This window comes from Streptomyces sp. NPDC079020 (assembly GCF_044542225.1).
Lineage (GTDB): Bacteria > Actinomycetota > Actinomycetes > Streptomycetales > Streptomycetaceae > Streptomyces.
The window spans coordinates 96108-117757 of sequence record NZ_JBITUB010000020.1; the positions used below are offsets into that span (position 1 = coordinate 96108).

The window sequence follows — 21650 nt, forward strand, 5'->3', positions numbered from 1 at the left end:
GTGCCGTACCACTCGGGCCCCGCCCCGTACCGATGACTTTCCGCAGCAAGGAGCCACGGCCGTGAGCGACCACCACGCCGAGCACACCGACGTGTGGGGCGAGCCGTCCGGCCCGCATGCCACGCACAGCACCGAGGCCGCACCGGCGGCCGAGACGGCCACCGGCGCGCCGGTCACCCCGGCCGACGCCGCCGACGCCGCACGGCTGGTCTCCTTCGGACTCCAGCCCAAGCTGCTGCCCGCGCGCGACGCCGAGTACGCCGAACTGCTCCGCCGCTACCGCGAGGAGCCCGCCTTCGCCCGGCTCGCCGACGCCGTCGCCACCGGACTCGGACTCATCGTCCTGGAGGTGTCCACCCGGGCCGGCATGGCGGTGACGGCGGACGAGGACTCGGTCTTCGCCGTACGCATGGGCGACTACGCCCGCCGCGCCTCCTCCGACGCCGCCGACCGCTTCCTGCACGGGCTCGCCCACCTCGCCGTCGCGGCCATGGCCTTCCCCCGCCCCGAGGACCTCGCCGACGACGCGTACATCGGCCGCATCACGGTCAACGGGGTCGACGCGTTCGTACGGCAGGCCTGTCACCGGCTGGAGGAGCGTGCCGAGGAACAGGGCGACAACAGCGACCCGGCCACCGACGCCCCGGGACTGGAGGCCGGGTGGCGGATCTACGCCCGCCGCAGTGCCACCGGAGCGACCAAGGACGCCCGGCGGCTGGCCGGTTCCACCACCGGCATCATCGGCAAGGCCGTCGCCTTCCTCACCGACTCCGGCTTCCTCCAGCGCACCGGGGACGACGCGGGCGGTGCCTACCGCACCACCGCCCGCTACCAGCTCCAGGTACGCGACATGGCGGGCAGCGCCGCCATGGCCGAGCTGCTGGACCTCGGGGTCGTCCCCGTCACCGACGGCACGCCCACGCTGCTGCCCCCGCCCGACCCCGACAGCCTGGAGCTGGCCGCCGACGCGGGCCTGCCCTTCCACGCCTGAAGCCGCCCCGCAACCGCCGCTCCGCACCCGCTTTCCGAACGACGAGAGTCCGCCGCCATGTACGAGTTGTCCCGGGTCCGCCTCTACTCCATCGGGCCTGCCGGTGCGCGCTACGCCGACACCGTCCTCGACCTGCGCGGAGTGGGCGAGCCCGTACCCGACCCCGCGCCGGCCCAGGCCGAGTTCTTCGAGGAGGAGCCGGTCGGCCCGCCGCGCCGTCCGGCGCCAGCAGGTGTGCTCTTCCTGGAGAACGGCGGCGGAAAGTCCGTCCTGCTCAAGCTGATCTTCTCGGTGATGCTGCCCGGCCACCGCAACACCCTGGGCGGCGCCAGCTCCGGCGTGCTGCGCAAGTTCCTGCTCGCCGACGACTGCGGCCACGTCGCCCTGGAGTGGCAGCACACCCTCACCGGCGAATGCGTGGTCGTCGGCAAGGTCAGCGAGTGGCGGGGACGTCAGGTCTCCAACGACCCGCGCAAGTTCGCCGAGGCCTGGTACTCCTTCCGCCCCGGACCCGGACTCAGCCTGGACAGTCTCCCGGTCGCCGAGGCCACCTCCGTGGTCCGCCCCGCGGAAGGCGCCTCCGGCGCCCAGGGCAGGCGCCGCACCATGAAGGGCTTCCGCGACGCGCTGATGGACGCGGGCAAGTTCTACCAGCACCTCGACGTGCACTGGGAAGAGATCCACGACCGCTGGAACGAGCACCTCGGCGACCTCGGCCTGGACCCCGAACTCTTCCGCTACCAGCGCGAGATGAACGCCGACGAGGGTGAGGCCGCCGGGCTCTTCGCGGTCAAGAAGGACTCCGACTTCACCGACCTGCTCCTGCGCGCCGTCACCGACACCCGCGACACCGACGGCCTCGCCGACCTGGTCAGCGGCTTCGGCAACAAGCTGGGCCGCCGGGCCGAACTCACCGCCGAACGCGACTTCACCGAGGGCTCGGTCGATCTGCTGGGCCGGATCGTCGAGGCCACCGCCACCCGCTCCCGTACCCGCGACATCCACGCGGGCGCCGAACGCCGCACCCGCACCCTCGCCCGCCGCCTCGCCGCCCGCGCCACCGAGGAACGCGGCCGCACCGCGGAGCTGGCCCAGCAGGTCACCGCCGCCGCCCACACCGTCACCGGGGCCGAGGCGACCCGGAGCCACCGCGCCCTGATCGCCGCCGAACTGGCCTACCGGCACGCGTCGCTGGCCCTGACCGCCGCCGAGAAGGGCGCCGCGGCCCAGCGCCGCGAGCTGGGCGAGGCCAGGACCCTGCACGCCGCCTGGCAGGCCGCCGAAGCGGTCCTGCGCCACCGGGCCGCCGCCGACCGATCGGCCAGGGTCGCCGTCGCCATCCGCGAGGCCGAACGCGACGCCGCCCCCGCCCTCGCCGCCCGTGCCACGGCCGCCGCCGATCTCGTACGGGCCCTGCACACCGCCGCCGAGGACGGCGAGCGGGTGGCCAACGAGGAGGAGGAGCGTTCCGACACCCTCCAGGCCACCGGCGAGCGGGCCCACCGCGACGCCACGATCGCCGCCACCGAGGCCCAGCGCGCCCGCAGTGAGGCCGGACACCTGCGCCAGCGGCTGGCCGAGGTGGAGCAGGAGACCACCGAAGCGGTCCGGGCGGGCTGGCTCGACAACACCGCGCCCGACGCCGACCCGGCCCGCGCGGCCCTCGCCGCGAGCGACGCCGAGCAGTCGGCCGTCGCCGCCTGGGACACCGCCCGGGACGCCGCGCGAGCGGCGGCCGGCCTCGCCAGGGAGGCGGCCGCCGACGAGAGCCGCGCCGAGCTGGCCGCGGCACGTGGCGCGGACGGGGCGAAGGCCGCCGAGCAGTCCTACGAGGACGAGCTCAGGGCCGCCCGGTCGATCGCCGCCGACGACCGCCTCGCGGACCTGCTGAGCCTGCCGTCGGCCACCGGAGTACCGCACCCCCGCCGGGGCGCCCGCACCCCCGGCGCGGGGACCGGCACCGGAGGGGAGCCGGGCGGGCCCTACGGCACCGCGCACCGGGACCCCGCCGGCGCCCCCGAGGACGACGCCCGGCCCGGCACGCCCGCGGCCGGCCGCCGGGCCGGCATCACGACCGCCGTCGCCGAGGACACCGCCGGCACACCGCAGCCGCTGACCGCCGAGGAGTTCGACCGGAGCGCCGACGAGCTCCGCGACCTCCTCGACCAGGGCATCGCCGCGGCCGAGCGCAGGCTCTTCGACCTGCGCACCGCCGCGGCCGACGACGCGCGGATCCTCGGCGCGCTCGGCGACGGCGGCCTGCTCCCGCCCGGCCCCGACGTCCTCGCCACCGTCGAATACCTCGGCGAGCACGGCATCCCCGCCCTGCCCGGCTGGCGCTACCTCGCGCAGGCCGTCGACCCGGCCGACCACGCAGCGGTGCTCGCCGCCCGTCCCGAGCTGGTCGACGGCGTCGTCATCACCGACCCCGACTCGCACGCCCGCGCCCGTGAGGTTCTGGGGGCCGCGGCGCTCCTGCCCCGGTCCGCCGTCGCCGTCGGCACCGCCGCCGCGCTCCTCGCGCCCGTCCCCGCCCCCGGCACGGACGGGCACACGGACGGCGTCTTCCTCGTCCCGCCGAACCCGGCCATGCACGACGAGCACGCCGCGGACGAGGAGCGGCAGTCGCTCAGGAGCAGGGCCGCCGCCCGTGACGAGGACATCCGGACCCTCGCCGCCCGGCTCACCGGTGACCGCTCGCTCGCCGCCCGGATCGGTTCCTGGCGCGCCGACTGCCCGCCCGGGATGCTCGCCGAGCTCGCGGCCGCCGCCGCAGCCGCCCGTACCGCCGCCGAAACGGCCGAAGCGGCACTCGCGGAGGCCCGCTCGGTCCGCGCCGAGGCCGACGAGGCCGCCGCCGACACCGCCCGCGTGCGCGACGAGCGCCAGGAGACCGCACAGCGCGCCCGCCGTGCCGCCGACGCCCTCGCCGGGCTCGCCTTCCGCCTCCGTGAGCGCGCCGGGTGGCAGGCGCGTCTGCGTGAACTGGTCGACGAGGCCGCCGAGTCCGAAGCCCGCGCCACCGTGTATCTGGACCGGGCCCGCGCCGCGGACGAGGACCGCAGGGCCGCCCAGCGCGCCGGGGACGACGCCCGCCGCACCGCACGGGCCCTGCGCGCCGAGCGGGCCGAGATCGCCGGTGCCCCGGAAGTGCTCCCGGAGCCCGGGAAGGACACGGTCCGCACCGCACTGCCCACCCTGCGCGAGGCCTACCGCGCCGCGTCCCAGCTGTACGAGAAGGTCGGCGTCGGCGCCGACCTGCGCGCCGAACAGGCCCGTGCCGAGAGCGACGAGAGCGCCGCGCTCGCCGAGCTCGACCGCCTCACCAACAAGGTCCGCACCCGCGCGGCCCAGCTCCTCGAAGGGACCGACGGGGCGGACGGCCCCTCCCGACAGGCGGCGGCGGCACGGGCCGAATCGCTGGTCCAGATCCTGGAGACCCGTGCCTCCGCCGCCAGCGAGCAGCTAGGCCGGCTGCGCGGCGAGGCGGAACGGCTCGCACCGCGCGACGACGAACCGCACCACACCGAGCTGCCCGAGGACCTGTCCCCGGCAGACGCCGAACAGGCCCAGGCCCTCCTGCGCACGGCCACGTCCGAACGGGCCGCCGCCGAAGGAGCCCTGGACACCGCCCGCGCCGCCCACGCCGAACTGCTGCACGCCCACCGCACCGCCGAGGACTCCGCGGGCGGCTTCGACGAGACCGCGGCCCTCCTGCGCGACCTGCTCAGGGACAACGCCGCGGACGACACCGCCGAAACCCCCGACACCTACCCCGGCAGCCTCGACGAGGCCCGGCAGTCCGCCGCCGAGGCCCGCCGCTCCCTGCGCGGCTGCGCCACCGACCTCTCGGCGGCCGAGAGCGCCGTACGGGAAGCGAGCGACATCCTGGTACGGCACGCCAACTCCACCCGCTACGAGCAGGTGCGCACCCCCGCCCGCCAGCAGATCCGGGAGCTCCCCGCCGCGGCACTGCCCGAGCACGCGGAGAAGTGGGCCGCCGCCTTCGCCCCCCGGCTGCGCGTCCTCACCGACGAGCTGGTGCAGCTGGAGCGCAACCGGGAATCCATCGTCGACCGGCTCCGCGGCCTGGTGGAATCCGCCCTCACCACCCTCCGCTCGGCGCAGCGGCTCTCCCAGCTGCCCGAGGGGCTGGGGGAGTGGTCGGGGCAGGAATTCCTCCGCATCCGTTTCGAGGAACCCGACCAGGCCACCCTCACCGAACGCCTCGGCGAGGTCATCGACGAGGCGACGCACGCCGCCCTCAAGAAGAACTCCGACCTGCGCCGCGACGGAATGTCCCTGCTGCTGCGCGGAGTCGAGGCGGCCCTGCGGCCCAAGGGCATCGCCGTGGAGATCCTCAAGCCGGACGCCGTGCTCCGCGCCGAGCGGGTCCCGGTGGGACAGATGGGCGACGTGTTCTCCGGCGGCCAGCTGCTCACCGCCGCGATCGCCCTGTACTGCACGATGGCGGCGCTGCGCAGCAACGACCGCGGACGTGACCGCCACCAGCACCGGCACGCGGGGACGCTCTTCCTCGACAACCCCATCGGCCGGGCCAACGCCACGTATCTGCTGGAGCTCCAGCGCGCGGTGTCGGACGCGCTGGGGGTTCAGCTGCTCTACACGACCGGCCTGTTCGACACGACGGCGCTCGCCGAATTCCCCCTGGTCATCCGGTTGCGCAATGACGCGGACCTCAGGGCGGGCCTGAAATACATCAGTGTCGAGGAGCACCTGCGTCCCGGGCTGCCCCAGCAGCACCCCGACGGCGAGGTGGTGCACGGCGAGATCACGGCGACCCGAATGTTCAAGCGGAACGCGGCCCCCGAGGCGGCAGGCGCACCGGCCCCGGAACCGGCCGCGGGCTGACGTCCCGGGCAGGCGCACAGGCGCCTGCCCACGCGCACGGGTACGCGCACGGGGCCGGTCCTCCGGATCAGGGCCGGCCCCGTGCGCCTCAGGCCTGGGACAGGTCGCTGGCGCCCCGGTGCTCCCGCCGTATCCCCGTACCGTCCAGCTCCGCCGTCCGGGCCGCGCGCCGTGCCCGGCGACGCTCGCGGCGCATCCGCCGCGCCGTGCTGCTGGGCACGGACACCACACCGTTGCGCTGATGCCACACCTGACGGGTCACCCACACATCCAGCACCGACCAGGTCGCGACCACCGTGCTGGCGACCGAGCTGAGCACCATCGGGAAGGCGAGCCAGGAACCCGTCAGCGTGCACAGAAAGGCCACCATGGCCTGGATGAGCGTCAGCGACATGATCAGCACCGCACGCACCGCGGCCGTCCGCACCGCGTCGGGCATCCGTCGCTTCGACGCCGGTTCCTCCACCCACAGCTGCCGCGGAATCCGCGCCCCTTCCGTGGCCCCGGCCGCCGCGGCGCTGGCCGGCCTTCCGGATCTCCGGCGCTCGTCCGTATTCAAGGACCTTCAACTCCCCACCACTGTCCGACTTCAGGGTGGCTGCCCGGCTTGTGCCCGCTCTACGCGGGCGGAGCGAGTCCACCGTGCCGTGCAGGCCCCCGCAGTGCCATCTTCCCCCGTAGCAGGGGGACGTATGAACACTCGTGAAGATTCCCACAGAAAGGCCCCAGGGCGCCCGGACGGTCATGGAACGAAGAATTCCAGCCAAGTGCCACGCCCGGGTATACGGCGCTCTGTCACACAACCACTGTCGCTTTCGCGAAATTCATCTCAGGGAATACCAGGACAACTCACGATCAACTCGCGGGCGGGCGGCCGAAAATCTTCCGGAGGTGTCTTCGAGTTGCCTGTGCGTCAGTAGTAGGCTCGCGCCGTTTATTGACGCAGGACCGACGGTCGTCGACGCAGAAACGACCGACGGACCGTCGGGGCACGGGCGACGGACGTCGAGCAGGACCGACGGAACACACCCCCGCGTGCGGGGTCGATCTGGGGGAGGCCATGCGCTTTCGCGGGAAGTCCATCCGCAGGAAGATCGTGGCGTTGCTCCTGGTGCCGCTCGTATCCCTCACGGGCCTCTGGGTCTTCGCCACCTTCCTCACCGGCCGCGAGGCCAACCAGCTGATGAGCGCGAGCGCCATCGTGGAGAAGGTCAGCCACCCCCTGGAGGAGACCGTCCGGGCCGTCCAGGGCGAACGCAGACAGACCCTCGCCTTCCTCGCCGACCCCCGGGCCTCCGACGCCCTGCCCCTGCTGCGCCGTCAACGCGCCGCCACCGACCGCATCGTGGCGCAGGTCCGGGACAGCGCACAGCGGCAGGACATCCGCGACGCGCTGCGCCCCGCCGCCGAGGCCGAACTCGACTCGATCCTCAGCGCCGTCGACGGACTCGACGCCCTGCGCGACTCGGTCGAGAACCGCACCATCAGCCGCCCCCAGGCCCTGGACTTCTACAACGGCCTCGTGGACCCCTGCTACCGCTTCCTCAACGGTCTCCACAGGATGGAGAACGTATCGATGGACAAGCAGGTCCGCGCCCTGGTCGGCATATCGCGGGCGCGCGAAATGCTCTCCCGCGAGGACGCGCTGATCAGCTCCGGACTCAGCGCGGGCCGTCTCACCGCTCCCGAACTGCGCGCGATATCCGACCTCGTCGCCAACCGGAAGCTCCTCTACGAGATCAACCTCGAACTCCTGCCCTCATCGGAACGCCGGCGCGTCGAACAGTACTGGGGCAGCCCCGACACCGAACCGCTGCGCACGGCGGAGAGCCGGCTGATCGACGCCGGACCGGCGAAGGAGCCGGGCACCGTCGACGCCGAACGGTGGCAGCAGGTGGCCCCGCCCGTACTGGACCGGCTGGCCAACGACTCCACCGAGATGAGCAACCGCTTCCAGGACCGCGCCGAACCGGCCGCCTACCGTGTGCTCGTCCAGGCCGGTATCGCGGGCGTCCTCGGCTTCCTCGCCCTCCTCATCTCGGTCTTCGTCTCCGTGCGCATCGGCCGTGAGCTGGTCCGCGACCTCTCCCGGCTCCGCAAGGACGCCCATGAGGTGTCCGGTGTGCGACTGCCGAGCGTGATGCGCCGGCTCGCCGCCGGGGAACAGGTCGACGTCGAGACCGAGGCCCCTCGCCTCCAGTACGAACGGGACGAGATCGGCCAGGTCGGCCAGGCCCTCAACACCCTTCAGCGGGCCGCCGTCGAGGCCGCCGTCAAACAGGCGGACATGCGCCGCGGTGTCTCCGAGGTGTTCGTCAACCTCGCCCGCCGCAACCAGGTGCTCCTGCACCGTCAGCTGACGCTGCTGGACACCATGGAGCGCCGTACGGAGAACAGCGACGAACTCGCCGACCTGTTCCGCCTCGACCACCTGACCACCCGCATGCGGCGCCACGCCGAGGGCCTCGTGATCCTTTCCGGGGCCGCCCCGTCCCGGCAGTGGCGCAAGCCGATCCAGCTGATGGACGTGGTCCGGGCCGCGGTCGCCGAGGTGGAGGACTACGAGCGCATCGAGGTCCGGCGGCTGCCGCGGATCGGGGTCGGCGGTCCCGCCGTCGCCGACCTCACCCACCTGATCGCGGAACTCCTCGAAAACGCCACCGTGTTCTCCCCGCCGCACACCGCGGTCCAGGTCCACGGGGAACGCGTCTCCAACGGCTTCACGCTGGAGATCCACGACCGGGGGCTCGGCATGGCCCCGGACATCCTGCTGGACGCCAACCTGAGGCTCGCCGAGACCCCCGACTTCGAACTCTCCGACACCGACCGTCTCGGCCTCTTCGTGGTCAGCCGGCTCGCCCAGCGGCAGAACGTCCGGGTCTCGCTCCAGAAGTCCCCGTACGGAGGGACGACCGCCGTCGTGTTCATCCCGGCGGCGCTGCTGACCGACGCCCCCGACACACACGGCACCGGATTCCGCCTGGACCGCCGGGCCGAGCGGGCGATCATCGGCGGCCGCCCGGCGGACGACGCCCGGAGCGGCGAGGGGTCCAGGAAGGACGGCGTACGGGAGAGCGAGGACCGCAGGGCGGGCGGCCCCGGCAGGTCCTCGGCGCTCTCCCCGGTCCCCACCGGCCTCACCGACCCGGCCGTGCTCGACGGGCCCGTCGAACTCGAAGGCCCCGTCGGCCCGCTGGACTTCGTGAACAGCGCGCTCGACCGGTCCCTCGACCCGGCGCTCGGCCCCGTGCTCGACGGCGTCCGCGACCTGGAGGACACCGAGAGCGAACGCGGCGGCATCTTCCGCTCCCGGGACCTGCACCGCGCCGGCGACCGCGATCAGCACCAGCAGGCACGCGACCACAGTGGTGAACCGTCGGCGGACGTCCGTCCGATGCGGCCGGCCGGTCCGGTGCCGCTGCCCCGCCGCAAGCCTCCGACCCTCGTCGCCGACCGGGGGCGCCGGGTGGACGACTCCGGCCGTGCCGCCCACCGCACCGACGAGGACGCCCCGGCACCGTCCGGGACGGGTTCCGGTCCCACCGGCCCGGCCCGCACCACGACCGGCCCGGTCGCGCACACCGGCACACCACGCGCCCCGAAGACCCCACAGGCCGTGGTGCCTCCCGAGTCCTCGTACGCCTCGCGGTTCCCCGGCGGACCGGCGGCCCCGGAGACGGTGGGCGGACTGCCCCGACGGGTCCGGCAGGCGAGCCTCGCCCCCCAGCTCCGCGGGGAATCCGCGGGAGGGCAGCCGCACCACGACCCCGCGGACGGCGCCGACGACGTCGAGCGCGACGCGGACGAAGTACGCAATCGCATGGCCTCGCTCCAACGGGGCTGGCAGCGCGGCCGCCGGCAGAACGCCGAGGACGCGTCCGGCCCCGGCGATACAGCACCAGGAACCACTCCGGGAGGGGACGGTCGATGACCGCACCGAACGCCGCAGCACAGGACTCCGTACGCCAGGAGTCCGGCGAACTCAACTGGCTGCTCGACGAACTCGTGCAGCGCGTCGCCAGTATCCGTAAGGCGCTGGTGCTCTCCAGCGACGGTCTGGCCACCGGTACCTCGCAGGATCTGACCAGGGAGGACAGCGAGCATCTGGCCGCGGTCGCCTCCGGCTTCCACAGCCTCGCCAAGGGCGTGGGCCGGCACTTCGACGCGGGCCGGGTGCGCCAGACCGTCGTCGAGCTCGACGAGGCGTTCCTCTTCGTCACGGCCGCGGGCGACGGCAGCTGTCTCGCCGTTCTGGCCGACGCCGACTCCGACGTGGGCCAGGTGGCGTACGAGATGACCCTGATGGTCAAGCGTGTGGGCGCCCATCTGGCCAACGCCCCACGTACCACCGGTCTGTCCGCCGGAGGGTGAGGGGATGGCATGAGCGCCGACTCCTCCCGGGAGACCGTCCCCGGATCTCCGGATGCCCCCGGCGGCCCCCCGTCCTCACGCTGGTACGACGCGGACGCCGGACCGGTGGTCCGTCCGTACGCGATGACCCGGGGGCGTACCAGCAGCGCGTCACGCCACCGGCTCGACCTGATCGCGGTCGTCGTCCCCGAACCGGCGGCCGACGATCCCGGCCGGGACCAGACGCTCTCCCCGGAGCACGTGGAGATCGTCGAACTCTGCAGCGACATGCCCCAGTCGATCGCCGAGCTCTCCGCCGGCCTGGACCTTCCCGTAGGGGTGGTCCGGGTGCTGGTGGGCGATCTCGTGGAGGACGAGCTGGTGCACGTAACCCGTCCCGTTCCGCCGGCCGAGCTGCCGGACGTGAACATTCTTCGCGAGGTGATCAATGGCCTTCGGGCGCTCTAGCCGCAAGAAGCGGCCCGTTGAGCCCGTTACCCTGAAAATCCTGGTGGCGGGCGGATTCGGTGTGGGCAAGACGACCCTGGTGGGCGCGGTCAGCGAGATCAGACCGCTGCGTACGGAGGAGAGGCTGAGCGAGGCGGGCCGTCCGGTGGACGACCTGGAGGGTGTCGAGGGCAAGACCACCACCACGGTGGCCATGGACTTCGGACGCATCACGCTCCGCGAGGACCTGGTGCTGTACCTGTTCGGCACGCCGGGCCAGGACCGCTTCTGGTTCCTGTGGGACGAGCTGGCCCAGGGGTCCCTGGGCGCGGTCGTCCTCGCGGACACCCGGAGGCTGGCGGACTGCTTCGCGGCGGTCGACTACTTCGAGCGCCGGAAGATCCCGTTCACGGTGGCCGTCAACTGCTTCGAGGGAGCCGACCGGTTCCCCGCGGAGACGGTGCAGGCGGCGCTCGACCTCGACCCCGGGGTGCCGGTCCTCGTGTGCGACGCACGCGAGCGGTCCTCCGTGCGTGACGTACTGGTCAGGGTGGTCGAGCACGCGATGGCCCGTGCCGACCGGCCCAAGGAGCCCGTCACCACCTGACAGCCGCGGGGCGTGCGGCCCCTCCCTCCGGCGACAGCGCGGGGGTACGGGCCGCCCGCCGTCCGGCGGGGGAACGCGCGGCCCGCACGGCGGGAGGCCGCGTCGTCGCCTGCGCAGGTCCTTGCCGCCCGCCGCCTGCTGCCCGCACGCCGCCTGCCGCCGCTCAGCGGTTCTCGGCGAGCCACTTCTCCGCGGTCTCCGCCAGCTCCCGGTCCCGGCCCGCGAGCATCATGCGGATCATCCGCACATCGCCGCGCAGCGACCACGCGGGATGCCCGAAGCTGGCCGGGTTGTTCTTCTCGATGAAGAAATGCGCCGGCCAGGCGGTGCCGTACCCGATCAGGGGCAGGGCCGCCGCGTAGCGCTTCCGGCCACGCGCCAGCCCGTAGACGGCGATCGTGAGACCGGTCAGCGTGCCGGTCAGATGGACCCAGCGGGTCGCGCTGCGGGAGTGCATCGCCACGTAGTAGGGCCAGAACTCCTCGTACGAATCGAACGTCTGCTGTGACATACGGGCACCGTAATGGCTGACGCGGCAACCGGATACGGCTGTTCCGCGTCCGAGAAGAAGAACGGGCGGCCGGAGCCCACGGGGGTGGTCCCGGTCGCCCGTTCCCCTCGCGCCTCCTGTGGCCGCGTTCAGTGCCCGGCGACGGACCGCCGGGCCACCGGGAAGTCGAAGTACGTGTCCGGAAATGGTTCCGGTTCGAAGGTGTAGTGCCACCACTCCTCGGCCAGATTCACGAAACCGACCCCGGTGAGCGTCCGCTTCAGGAACTGCCGGTTGGCGCGCTGTACCCCCTGGATGCGTGGGTCGTCCGTATGCGACAGCGTGTCGAAGCAGTCGTAACCCGTCCCCATGTCCACCGAATTGTCGGGGAAGCGTTCGTCTTCGGGCGCGAAGCAGTGAGCGAGGGGCTCGCCCGGCAGATACGGCCGGGTCGGCAGCGCCGGCAGCCTCACCACGGTCAGATCGACCGTGCTGCCCCGGCTGTGGCCGGACTTCTCCGCGATATAACCGTCCTCGAACAGCCGGGACTTGTCGACACGTGGGTAGAACTCGCCCTGCATGACCCGGTCGCCGGGATCCTTCGCCCACCTTACGAAGTGGTCCACCGCCCGCTGCGGCCGGTAGCAGTCGTACACCTTCAGCGAGTAGCCCCGGCGAAGCAGCCGTGTCTGCGCCGTGTGCAGCGCACGGGCGGCGGGCCGGGTCAGGATGCAGACCGGCCGGCGGTATCCGTCCACCGGCTCGCCCATGAAGGTGTGGGCCGTCGCGTAGCGCATCTCCTGGATGATCGTGGGGTCGACGGACCGCAGCGCGACGAACTCCTCGGGAGCCTTCGGTTCCGGCGCGGCGCGGGCCACCGGGGCGGCGGCGGTCGCGACGGACAGTGCGAAGGCAGCGGCTGCCGGGGTACGGAGAACAGAGCGCAGATCTGTCATGGGCACATCGTCTATCAGCTCCCTGCCCCGGGCGGAAGACCGATCGGATACAGTCCGCCCGTGTCCGAGCCCAGGAACAGTTCCCTCGACCCCGCTCAGCCGGTCCCGCACGGGAAGAACTCCCACTGCGGCGATTGCGGAGCCCCCTACCGTGACCTCCCCTCCGCCGATGCCTGGCCCCGCACCTGCGCCCGCTGCGGCACCACCGCCTACCGCAACCCGCTGCCCGTGGCGCTGGCCCTGCTGCCCGTCACCGACCGGCACGGCACCGGACTCGTCGTCATCACCCGCACCATCGAGCCCCGGAAGGGCGGCGTGGCACTCCCCGGCGGCTTCATCGACCACGCCGAGGACTGGCGGCACGCGGTCGTGCGGGAACTCCACGAGGAGACCGGCATCCAGGCCCGCGAAGAGGACGTCCGCCTCGCGGACGCCCTCAGCGACGCGGACGGACACCTCCTGGTACTCGGCCTGCTCCCGCGGCGCCCCGCCGCCGCGCTCCCGCCCTCCGTGCCGACCGACGAGACCTCCGGCCACCACATCCTGCGCGCTCCGCGGGAGCTGGCCTTCCCCCTGCACACCGAAGCGGTACGCGCCTGGTTCGCCGGCCGCTACGGCTGACCCGTCCCGCCCGCCGCACCCACCGCCCCCGCGCCGGGCGCGCCCCGCAGACCCCGCACCCGCACGGGCCGGGCCACCACGCCCTCCCCGCCGTCCCGCTCGACCACCACACGCCCGTCCGCCAGCCGCGTGGTGTACCGCTCGACCTCGGCCGCCTCCCACCCGTCGCCCGCATCGGGCACGACCAGACCGCCCCCACTGCGTCCCGGCGGCGGAGCCCACACCTCCAGCTCCGTCCCGCCGTCCGCGCCCCGCACCGGAATCACCGCTCCGGCCCGGGCCAGCACCGGAATCCGGGACAACGGGGCATCCACCAGGACCTGGCCCGGACCCTCGTACACCGCCCCGGTCGCCGTGTCGTACCACCGCCCGCGCGGCAGCCGCACCGCCCGTTGGTCCGCCCCGGGCTCCAGCACCGGTGCCACCAGCAACGCGTCCCCCAGCAGGAACGCGTCCTCGCAGTCCCGCAGCGCGCGGTCCCCCGGCGCCCCCCACCACAGCGGCCGCGCGTACGGGGCACCCGTCAGCCGGGCGAGCTGAGCCAGTGTCACGAAATACGGGAGCAGCCGCTCCCGCTCCGTCAGCGCCGCCCGCGCGTGCTCCAGCACCTCGGGCCCGAACTCCCACGGTTCCCTGCGGCCCGCGTCGATCGCGGCATGCGTACGGAACAGCGGCAGATACGCGCCCAGCTGGAACCACCGCAGATACAGCTCCGGCGAGGGCGAGCCGTCGAACCCGCCCACATCCGGTCCGGAATACGGCACCCCGCACAGCCCGAGACCGAGGACGAGCGCGAGCGAGGCCCGCAGCCCCGGCCATCCCGTCGCCACATCTCCGGACCAGGTGCCCCCGTACCGCTGCATCCCGGCCCACCCCGATCGCGAGAACAGGAACGGCCGCTCCTCCGGCCGCAGCCGGAGCAGACCCTCGTAGCCGGCGCGCGCCATCGCCAGCGCGTACACATTGTGGGCCTCGCGGTGATCGCCGCCGCGGCCCTCCAGACAGTGCCTGGCCGAGCGCGGCAGGGTCGGGTCCCCGAAGGGCGTGAAGGACACCGGCTCGTTCATGTCGTGCCATACGCCGGAGAAGCCCTGGGCGAGCCGTTCCCCGTACAGAGACCCCCACCATTCCCGCACAAGCGGATCGGTGAAGTCCGGGTATCCGCTGGCCCCCGGCCATACTTCCCCGACCACCATCCGCCCCTGGGCGTCCCGGACGAACGCGCCCCGCTCACCGACCGCTGTGCCGCTGTCGAAGAGCGGCAGCCCGGCCTCCGCCTTCACGGCGGGATCCACGATCGACACCAGCCGGACCCCCTCCGTACGCAACTCCTGTGCCAGCGCGGGCAGATCGGGGAACCCCCGGCGATCGACCGTGAACACCTGATGCGCGTCGTAGTGATCGATGTCCAGATGGATCGCGGACAGGGGGAGCCCACGCTCCCGGTATCCCGCGACGACCCGCCGCACCTCCCGCTCGTCGCCGAAGCCCCAGCGGGCGTGCTGCGGCCCCAGCGCCCACGACGGCGGCAGCGCGGGCGCCCCCGTCAGCGCCGTCCAGCCCCGCAGCACCCGCGCCGGCGTCCCCGCGACCACCCAGCAGCGCAGCGGACCCCCGTCCATCCGTACCTCGCAGGTCCCCTGCCGGTCGTGCCCGGAACCCGCCCCCACCTCGCCCTCGCGCAGCGTCACCCGCCCGGCCCAGGTGTTGTCGTGGAAGGCCAGATGGGTCCCCGCGTCCGAGACCACGACCTGCACCGGCATGGTCAGGGACAACGGATCGTCGCCGGGGCCGAAGCGCCCGCCCGGGTCGGTGTTCCACAGCCGGTACACCCCGTCGCGGAGCCGGGGCCCCGACGCCCGCCCGCCGAGCCCGAAGAACCGCGCGTCCGCCGGCACCTCGGAGCGCTGCACCCACCGCGCCGGCCCCCCGCCCACCGGCTCCCACCAGCGCGGCGGCAGCTCCCGCCGCAGCACCACCCCGCCCGGCGTCCGCAGCTCCACTGCCCCGTTCCGCGACACCGCCACCGTCAGCCGCTCCGAGACGACCTGCCAGCCACCGTCCTTGTCCGGCTCCAGCCCGGCCCGCGGATCCGGCTCGGGGGCCGCACCCGGCAACGCGTACGACGGCAACGGCTCCGCACCGTCCCAGGCCCAGAACACCGCGCCGCCCACCGCGACCCGGATCCGCAGCTCCGAACGGGCGAACCGCACCACACCCCCGCCGGGGCCGGGCTCCGCGCCCAGCACCGACCCGGGAACCCTGGCCCGCTCCGCACCGCGCCCGGGGAGCGCCCGCGCGTCCGCGCGCCGATGCCGCCAGGCCGTGCGCACCGTGCGCAGACCCCGTACCGAACCGAGCAATTTCACCGAGCGCACCAGGTCACGACCGTCCATGCGGATCACCCTGCCACCCGGTCACCCCGGAGAACTCTCCGTTCAACTTCCGTTCACCCATGGCCGGAGCACATAGCCGGACAAGCGACCATGGGCGGGCAACCCTGGTGTCCGGGACGATCACATGGCATCGTCCGTAGCAGGTGCTCACGCGCACACCCCAGCTCGTGTGCGCCACCACGCCCACCCCGCGTACCCGTACAGCCAGGGAGCCGACCCATGACCTCAGCCGCGAACGACGCCCCCCTCTGGCAGCCCGGCCCCGACCGCGTCGCGGCCGCCGCCGTCACCCGCTTCCAGAGCTGGGCCGCCGAACGGTACGGAGCCCCGGCGGAAGGCGGCTACCCGGCGCTCCACCGCTGGTCCGTCGACGAGCTCGGCACCTTCTGGCAGGCCCTCGCCGACTGGTTCGACGTACGCTTCTCCACCCCGTACGAGTCGGTCCTCGGCGACCGCGCCATGCCCGGCGCCACCTGGTTCCCCGGCGCCACCCTCAACTACGCCGAGCACGCCCTGCGCGCCGCCGAGGACGCCTCCCGCGCCGACGCCCCGGCCCTGCTCCACGTGGACGAGACCCACACCCAGGTGCCGGTCGGCTGGTCGGAGCTCCGCCGTCAGGTCGGCTCGCTCGCCGCGGAACTCCGCGCCCTGGGCGTCACCCCCGGCGACCGCGTCAGCGGCTACCTCCCCAACATCCCCCAGGCGATCGTCGCCTTTCTCGCCACCGCGGCCGTCGGCGGAGTCTGGACCTCCTGCGCCCCCGACTTCGGCGCCCGCAGCGTCCTCGACCGCTTCCAGCAGGTCGAACCCGTCGTCCTGTTCGCCGTCGACGGCTACCGCTACGGCGGCAAGGAACACGACCGGACCGGGACCGTCGCCGAGCTGCGCGCCGAACTCCCCACCCTGCGGGCCGTCGTCCACGTCCCCCTGCTCGGCACGGCCGCCCCCGAAGGCTCCCTCGAATGGTCCGCTCTCACCTCCGCGGACACCGAACCGGTCTTCGAACCGGTCCCCTTCGACCACCCCCTGTGGGTCCTCTACTCCTCCGGCACCACAGGCCTCCCCAAGGCCATCGTCCAGTCCCAGGGCGGCATCCTGCTCGAACACCTCAAGCAGATCGGCCTGCACTGCGACCTCGGACCCGAGGACCGTTTCTTCTGGTACACCTCCACCGGCTGGATGATGTGGAACTTCCTCGTCTCCGGCCTGCTCACCGGTGCCACGGTCGTGCTGTACGACGGCAGCCCCGGATACCCCGACGTCAGCACCCAGTGGCGCGTCGCCGAACAGACCGGAGCCACCTTCTTCGGGACCTCCGCCGCCTATGTCATGGCCTGCCGCAAGGCCGGCATCCACCCGGGCCGCGACCTCGACCTCTCCCGCGTCCAGTGCGTGGCCACCACCGGCTCGCCGCTCCCGCCGGACGGATTCCGCTGGCTGCACGACGAAGTGGCCGAGGACCTGTGGATCGCCTCGGTCAGCGGTGGCACCGACGTCTGCAGCTGCTTCGCCGGAGGGGTCCCCACCCTCCCCGTACACATCGGTGAACTCCAGGCGCCCTGTCTGGGCACCGACCTCCAGGCCTGGGATCCGGCGGGCAAGCCGCTCACCGGCGAGGTCGGCGAACTCGTCGTCACCCAGCCCCTGCCCTCCATGCCGATCCACTTCTGGAACGACCCCGACGGCAGCCGGTACCACGACAGCTACTTCGACATGTATCCCGGCGTCTGGCGCCACGGCGACTGGATCACCCTCACCGACCGCGGCTCGGTGATCATCCACGGCCGCTCCGACTCCACCCTGAACCGACAGGGCGTACGGATGGGGTCGGCCGACATCTACGAGGCCGTCGAGCGGCTCCCGGAGATCCGCGAATCCCTCGTCATCGGCCTGGAAGAGCCCGACGGCGGGTACTGGATGCCGCTGTTCGTGCACCTCGCCGACGGCGCCACCCTCGATGACGACCTGCGTGAAAGCATCAGACGGACGATCCGCGAGAACCTCTCCCCGCGCCATGTACCGGACGAGGTCATCGAGGTCCCCGCCATCCCGCACACCCTCACGGGCAAGCGCATCGAGGTTCCGGTCAAGCGTCTCCTGCAAGGAACGGACCTGGCCAAAGCGGTCAACCCGGGCTCCGTGGACAACATAGAACTCCTCCACTTCTACGCGGACCTGGCCCGCACCCGCCGCTGACGGACCCGCTGTCAGACCCCCTGGTTACGCTGAGTGAGCAATGACGCACAGTGCACAGGGGGACACATGGCGCACACGAAGTACGGCACATCCATGCGACGCACGCTGCGCCGCGAAGCACCCAGCACCATCGGCCTCCTGGTCGACGAGCAGGACTTCGCGGCCATGCGGCGCTACCGCACCTTCACGTTCGACGACCACACCGTCTACCTCCAGCAGGTCGAGGGTCTCCTCAAGTCCCTCGCGGCACAGGGCATGCACTCCACGGTCGCCCTCTTCGACCCCGAGGACTACGCGGAATTCTGTACGGAGTCCGGCCTCGACCCCGATGCCCCGGCCAGCCGCAGCCGTTTCACCGCCGAGGTCGCGGGAGCCGGCGCCACCGTCCGCTACAGCGGCCAGGCCCTCGACGAGCTCATCCCGCTCCTGGTCTCCCGGTCGGTCCGCCGGGCCACCTGGGAGTACGCCACGCTCCTGCTGGCCGACCTCGGCGAATGCGCGGACTGCGGCCATGACATCGGCCGCGCCGCCTTCGACCGGGCCTCGCACCTGCTGATGCGGCTGCTGGAAACCGCGGGAGAAGGCACGCACCATCTCGTCTGCAGCACCCCGACCGACAACGAGCAGTTGCTCGCCGTCCTGCACACCGAGCGCGGTCCGAAGGGCCCGGCCGGCCTCGAAGCATCCCAGGGAGCGGAGTTCGCCACCGTGCTCGCGGTGGCCATCGCCCTGGAAACCCGCGGGGGAGTGGTCCTGCGTACGAGCACTCCGGGCGCCCCCGACCGCGTCCACGGCTGGCGGCTGACCGCGGGCAGCCTCCTTCCGCTCACCGAGGGCGAGGTCTTCAGCGCCTACTGCACCGACGCGGACACCGGCGAACCGGTCGCCCCGGAGTCCGGTGTGGAGTACTGCGCGGGCTTCGACGTCGGTGCGGACACACCGGAAGCCCACCACTGACCCGCGGCGCGGACGCCGAGGGGCAACGCGAGGAGGGGCTTCCCGTCCACGGACGGAAAGCCCCTCCACCACACGGTCCCGGCCGGACCGCACGGACCTACTCGCCCGACAGCACCGCCTGGGCGGCGACCCGGGCCTCCTCGGCGGACTCCGCCGAACGGGCCGCGGAAGCCGCACGCTCGCACTGCGCGAGCGTGTACTTCGCGAGCGTCGCGCGTACATAGGGAATGGACGCGGCCCCCATGGAGAGCGAGGTGACACCCAGACCGGTCAGCACACACGCGAGCAGCGGATCGGCCGCGGCCTCACCACAGACACCGCAGCTCTTGCCCTCGGCCCGCGCGGCCTCGGCGGACATGGCGACAAGATCCAGCAGAGCCGGCTGCCACGGGTCCTGGAGCCGTGACACGGCGCCTACCTGACGGTCGGCGGCGAAGGTGTACTGCGCCAGGTCATTGGTGCCCAGCGAGAGGAACTCGACCTCCTGCAGGATCGACCGCGCCCGCAGGGCCGCCGACGGAATCTCCACCATCGCGCCGAACTTGGCCTCCAGGCCCGCCTCGCGGCACGCGTCCGCGAACGCCTTGGCGTCGATACGGTCGGCGACCATCGGAGCCATGACTTCCAGGTACACCGGCAGCCCCTCGGCCGCCTTCGCCAGCGAGGTCAGCTGAGTACGCAGCACCTCCGGGTGGTCCAGCAGGCTGCGCAGCCCACGGACACCGAGCGCCGGGTTCGGCTCATCCGCCGGGGTGAGGAAGTCCAGCGGCTTGTCCGCGCCGGCGTCCAGCACCCGCACGACCACGCGGCCCTCGGGGAAGGCCTCCAGGACGGCCCGGTAGGCGGCGACCTGCTTCCCCTCGGACGGAGCGTGCTTGCTGTCGTCCAGGAAGAGGAACTCGGTACGGAACAGACCGACACCCTCGGCGCCCGCCTCCACCGCCGCGGGCACATCGCCGGGACCGCCGACATTGGCGAGCAGCGGCACCTTGTGACCGTCGGACGTGGCACCGGGACCGCTCGACGCGGCCAGCGCGGCCTTGCGGGCAGCGGCCGCGCTCTCCATCTCGGCACGCTTCTCGTCGGTCGGGTGGACGAAGATCTCGCCGGTGCTGCCGTCCACCGCGATCACCGTGCCCTCGGCCAGCTCACCGGCGCCGGGCAGGGCCACCACGGCCGGAACGCCGAGCGCCCGCGCCAGGATGGCGCTGTGGCTGGTGGGCCCGCCCTCCTCGGTGACGAAGCCGAGCACCAGCGTCGGGTCCAGCAGCGCGGTGTCGGCGGGAGCCAGGTCGCGGGCGATCAGCACGTACGGCTCGTCGCTGTCCGGGACACCGGGCATCGGCACACCGAGCAGCCGGGCCACGATCCGGTTCCGGACGTCGTCCAGGTCGGCGACCCGGCCCGCCAGGTACTCGCCGGCGTTGGCGAGCAGCGCCCGGTAGGCGGCGAACGCGTCGTACACGGCGCGCTCCGCGGTGCTGCCGACGGCGATACGCCGCTCGACATCAGCCATCAGCTCGGGGTCCTGGGCCATCATGGCCTGGGCCTCAAGTACATGCTGCGCCTCGCCACCGGCCAGATTGCCGCGCGCAATCAGGTCGGCCGCCACCGCTTCCACGGCCTGCCGGGCACGCCCCTGTTCGCGCTCGGCCTCCTCCGCGGGAATCTGTTTGGCGGGCGGCTCCAGCACCGCCGTACCCATGTGCCGAACCTCGCCGATCGCCACACCGTGGCTCACGCCGACGCCTCGCAGCGTTGTCTCCATTTCACCCGTCTCCGATTGTGCGGTGACCCTGTCACCGCGGTGGATGTCCGACTGGCTGTTACCGCGCCGAGCGCGTCACTGCCAGCTGAACAGCGTGTCGCCGACCTTCACGTCGCCATCCTCGCGGACGTCGGAGAGGGACTCGGCCGTGGCTTCGAGCGCGACGATCGGGCAGATGGCTGACTTGCCGGCGGCCTCGACACCGGCCGGGTCCCAGCGCACGATGCCCTGGCCGCGCGTCACGGTGTCACCCTTGTTCACGAGAAGCTCGAAGCCCTCGCCGTTGAGCTGGACGGTGTCGATCCCGAGGTGCGTCAGTACACCGTGTCCCTGCTCGTCCACGACGACGAACGCGTGCGGGTGGAGGGAGACAACGATGCCGTCGACCGGCGACACCGCCTCGGACGGCTCACGTACGGGGTCGATGGCGGTTCCGGGACCCACCATCGCGCCGGAGAAGACCGGGTCGGGCACCGCGGTGAGTCCGATGGCGCGTCCGACAAGAGGGGACGTCACGTTGGTCATGGGGAGCCTCCCAGGGGGTGGAGATTCATGTGGTCGCCGCCGCGGCCGATGAGGGACGGCGTACTGCTCAGCAGCGTAAGTCATATGAAGTCCCGGTTCCGCCCGAGACCTACCGGTTGGCGGACCTAGGGGTGCACCGGAAACGATTTGCCTCACCTACCGGCGGCCTGTACTGTCGTACTCCTGCCTGACCCCAACGCGACATTGAGTCGGGGGTCGGCGGCGACGATTAAGCCCTGACTGTAGCCCGTATCGAGCTTCTGCATGTCTGCAGGAGGTTGGTCAAGGTAAAGGAAAAGGCCTGATAGAGTCGGACTCGCCGGAAAGGGAAGCGCGAAAGCGAAGAACTGGAAAGCGAAAATCGTTTGACCCGCTTCGGCCGGGAATCGGACACGAAAGAGTCTGATAGAGTCGGAAACGCAAGAACGAAGGGAAGCGCCCGGAGGGCCCCGGTGAAACGGGACCGAAGGAAGC

The 21650-nt window shown here is 72.7% G+C and carries 15 protein-coding genes; 9 read left to right on the forward strand and 6 right to left on the reverse strand.

What is annotated here, in order from left to right; all coding sequences use genetic code 11:
• Positions 1-61: 61 nt before the first annotated feature.
• Both ACIGJO_RS31255 and ACIGJO_RS31260 read left to right on the forward strand, forming a co-directional pair.
• Positions 62-991: a hypothetical protein gene (locus ACIGJO_RS31255; RefSeq protein ID WP_399963931.1), complete on the forward strand. Its 930-nt coding sequence runs from the start codon at positions 62-64 to the stop codon at positions 989-991.
• Positions 992-1048: 57 nt separating this feature from the next.
• Positions 1049-5863, forward strand: a complete 4815-nt coding sequence (locus tag ACIGJO_RS31260; RefSeq protein WP_399963933.1) for a hypothetical protein — start codon at positions 1049-1051, stop codon at positions 5861-5863.
• Between the two features lie 88 nt (positions 5864-5951).
• On the opposite strand, the gene ACIGJO_RS31265 is transcribed toward ACIGJO_RS31260, so the two are convergent.
• Positions 5952-6302 carry a hypothetical protein gene (locus tag ACIGJO_RS31265; protein ID WP_329941032.1) on the reverse strand — a complete coding sequence of 117 codons (351 nt, stop codon included), beginning with the start codon at positions 6300-6302 and terminating at the stop codon, positions 5952-5954.
• Between the two features lie 621 nt (positions 6303-6923).
• On the opposite strand from ACIGJO_RS31265, the gene ACIGJO_RS31270 reads away from it, so the two are divergent.
• From ACIGJO_RS31270 to ACIGJO_RS31285, 4 genes are read left to right on the forward strand one after another with little or no spacing between them, the layout of a single operon-like run.
• A complete protein-coding gene (locus tag ACIGJO_RS31270) occupies positions 6924-9794 on the forward strand; it encodes a nitrate- and nitrite sensing domain-containing protein (RefSeq protein WP_399963936.1) in 2871 nt (956 codons plus the stop codon).
• On the forward strand, positions 9791-10234 hold the full coding sequence (locus ACIGJO_RS31275) for a roadblock/LC7 domain-containing protein (RefSeq protein ID WP_399963938.1): 444 nt from the start codon (positions 9791-9793) through the stop codon (positions 10232-10234). The genes ACIGJO_RS31270 and ACIGJO_RS31275 overlap by 4 nt, the downstream gene beginning before the upstream one ends.
• A 9-nt stretch (positions 10235-10243) precedes the next feature.
• Positions 10244-10681, forward strand: coding sequence for a DUF742 domain-containing protein (locus ACIGJO_RS31280; protein ID WP_399963939.1), 438 nt, complete (start codon positions 10244-10246; stop codon positions 10679-10681).
• Positions 10662-11267: a GTP-binding protein gene (locus ACIGJO_RS31285; RefSeq protein WP_399963941.1), complete on the forward strand. Its 606-nt coding sequence runs from the start codon at positions 10662-10664 to the stop codon at positions 11265-11267. Before ACIGJO_RS31280 ends, ACIGJO_RS31285 begins: the two co-directional genes overlap by 20 nt.
• Positions 11268-11430: 163 nt before the next feature.
• Here ACIGJO_RS31285 and ACIGJO_RS31290 read toward each other — a convergent pair whose 3' ends face one another.
• The gene (locus ACIGJO_RS31290; protein ID WP_399963943.1) at positions 11431-11778 is read right to left on the reverse strand and encodes an Mpo1-like protein; all 348 of its coding nucleotides are present in this window, start codon (positions 11776-11778) and stop codon (positions 11431-11433) included.
• 128 nt (positions 11779-11906) lie between these two features.
• The gene (locus ACIGJO_RS31295; RefSeq protein ID WP_399963945.1) at positions 11907-12713 is read right to left on the reverse strand and encodes a M15 family metallopeptidase; all 807 of its coding nucleotides are present in this window, start codon (positions 12711-12713) and stop codon (positions 11907-11909) included.
• 60 nt (positions 12714-12773) lie between these two features.
• Here ACIGJO_RS31295 and ACIGJO_RS31300 point away from each other — a divergent pair, with 60 nt between their 5' ends.
• Complete coding sequence (locus tag ACIGJO_RS31300; protein WP_399963947.1) at positions 12774-13334, forward strand: NUDIX domain-containing protein; 561 nt, start codon at positions 12774-12776, stop codon at positions 13332-13334.
• Here the strand turns inward: ACIGJO_RS31300 and ACIGJO_RS31305 are convergent.
• Positions 13325-15730: a glycoside hydrolase family 31 protein gene (locus tag ACIGJO_RS31305; protein WP_399963949.1), complete on the reverse strand. Its 2406-nt coding sequence runs from the start codon at positions 15728-15730 to the stop codon at positions 13325-13327. The genes ACIGJO_RS31300 and ACIGJO_RS31305 overlap by 10 nt on opposite strands.
• A 219-nt stretch (positions 15731-15949) precedes the next feature.
• Here ACIGJO_RS31305 and ACIGJO_RS31310 point away from each other — a divergent pair, with 219 nt between their 5' ends.
• The gene (locus tag ACIGJO_RS31310) at positions 15950-17926 is read left to right on the forward strand and encodes an acetoacetate--CoA ligase (protein WP_399963951.1); all 1977 of its coding nucleotides are present in this window, start codon (positions 15950-15952) and stop codon (positions 17924-17926) included.
• Positions 17927-17992: 66 nt separating this feature from the next.
• Entirely contained in the window at positions 17993-18883 is an 891-nt protein-coding gene (locus ACIGJO_RS31315; protein WP_399963953.1) for a hypothetical protein, read from the forward strand.
• A 97-nt stretch (positions 18884-18980) separates the two neighbouring features.
• On the opposite strand, the gene ptsP is transcribed toward ACIGJO_RS31315, so the two are convergent.
• The gene (gene ptsP / locus ACIGJO_RS31320; protein WP_399963955.1) at positions 18981-20651 is read right to left on the reverse strand and encodes a phosphoenolpyruvate--protein phosphotransferase; all 1671 of its coding nucleotides are present in this window, start codon (positions 20649-20651) and stop codon (positions 18981-18983) included.
• Between the two features lie 75 nt (positions 20652-20726).
• Positions 20727-21176, reverse strand: coding sequence for a PTS glucose transporter subunit IIA (locus ACIGJO_RS31325; RefSeq protein ID WP_399963957.1), 450 nt, complete (start codon positions 21174-21176; stop codon positions 20727-20729).
• Positions 21177-21650 lie beyond the last annotated feature (474 nt).

Excerpts from the sequence above, each read along its gene's own strand:
- ACIGJO_RS31310 (WP_399963951.1), top strand. The coding sequence starts at position 15,950 with ATGACCTCAGCCGCGAACGACGCCCCCCTCTGGCAGCCCGGCCCCGAC.
- ptsP (WP_399963955.1), bottom strand. The coding sequence starts at position 20,651 with ATGGAGACAACGCTGCGAGGCGTCGGCGTGAGCCACGGTGTGGCGATC.
- ACIGJO_RS31295 (WP_399963945.1), bottom strand. The coding sequence starts at position 12,713 with ATGACAGATCTGCGCTCTGTTCTCCGTACCCCGGCAGCCGCTGCCTTC.
- ACIGJO_RS31315 (WP_399963953.1), top strand. The coding sequence starts at position 17,993 with ATGGCGCACACGAAGTACGGCACATCCATGCGACGCACGCTGCGCCGC.
- ACIGJO_RS31325 (WP_399963957.1), bottom strand. The coding sequence starts at position 21,176 with ATGACCAACGTGACGTCCCCTCTTGTCGGACGCGCCATCGGACTCACC.
- ACIGJO_RS31270 (WP_399963936.1), top strand. The coding sequence starts at position 6,924 with ATGCGCTTTCGCGGGAAGTCCATCCGCAGGAAGATCGTGGCGTTGCTC.
- ACIGJO_RS31280 (WP_399963939.1), top strand. The coding sequence starts at position 10,244 with ATGAGCGCCGACTCCTCCCGGGAGACCGTCCCCGGATCTCCGGATGCC.
- ACIGJO_RS31290 (WP_399963943.1), bottom strand. The coding sequence starts at position 11,778 with ATGTCACAGCAGACGTTCGATTCGTACGAGGAGTTCTGGCCCTACTAC.
- ACIGJO_RS31260 (WP_399963933.1), top strand. The coding sequence starts at position 1,049 with ATGTACGAGTTGTCCCGGGTCCGCCTCTACTCCATCGGGCCTGCCGGT.
- ACIGJO_RS31275 (WP_399963938.1), top strand. The coding sequence starts at position 9,791 with ATGACCGCACCGAACGCCGCAGCACAGGACTCCGTACGCCAGGAGTCC.
- ACIGJO_RS31265 (WP_329941032.1), bottom strand. The coding sequence starts at position 6,302 with ATGCCCGACGCGGTGCGGACGGCCGCGGTGCGTGCGGTGCTGATCATG.
- ACIGJO_RS31305 (WP_399963949.1), bottom strand. The coding sequence starts at position 15,730 with ATGGACGGTCGTGACCTGGTGCGCTCGGTGAAATTGCTCGGTTCGGTA.
- ACIGJO_RS31285 (WP_399963941.1), top strand. The coding sequence starts at position 10,662 with ATGGCCTTCGGGCGCTCTAGCCGCAAGAAGCGGCCCGTTGAGCCCGTT.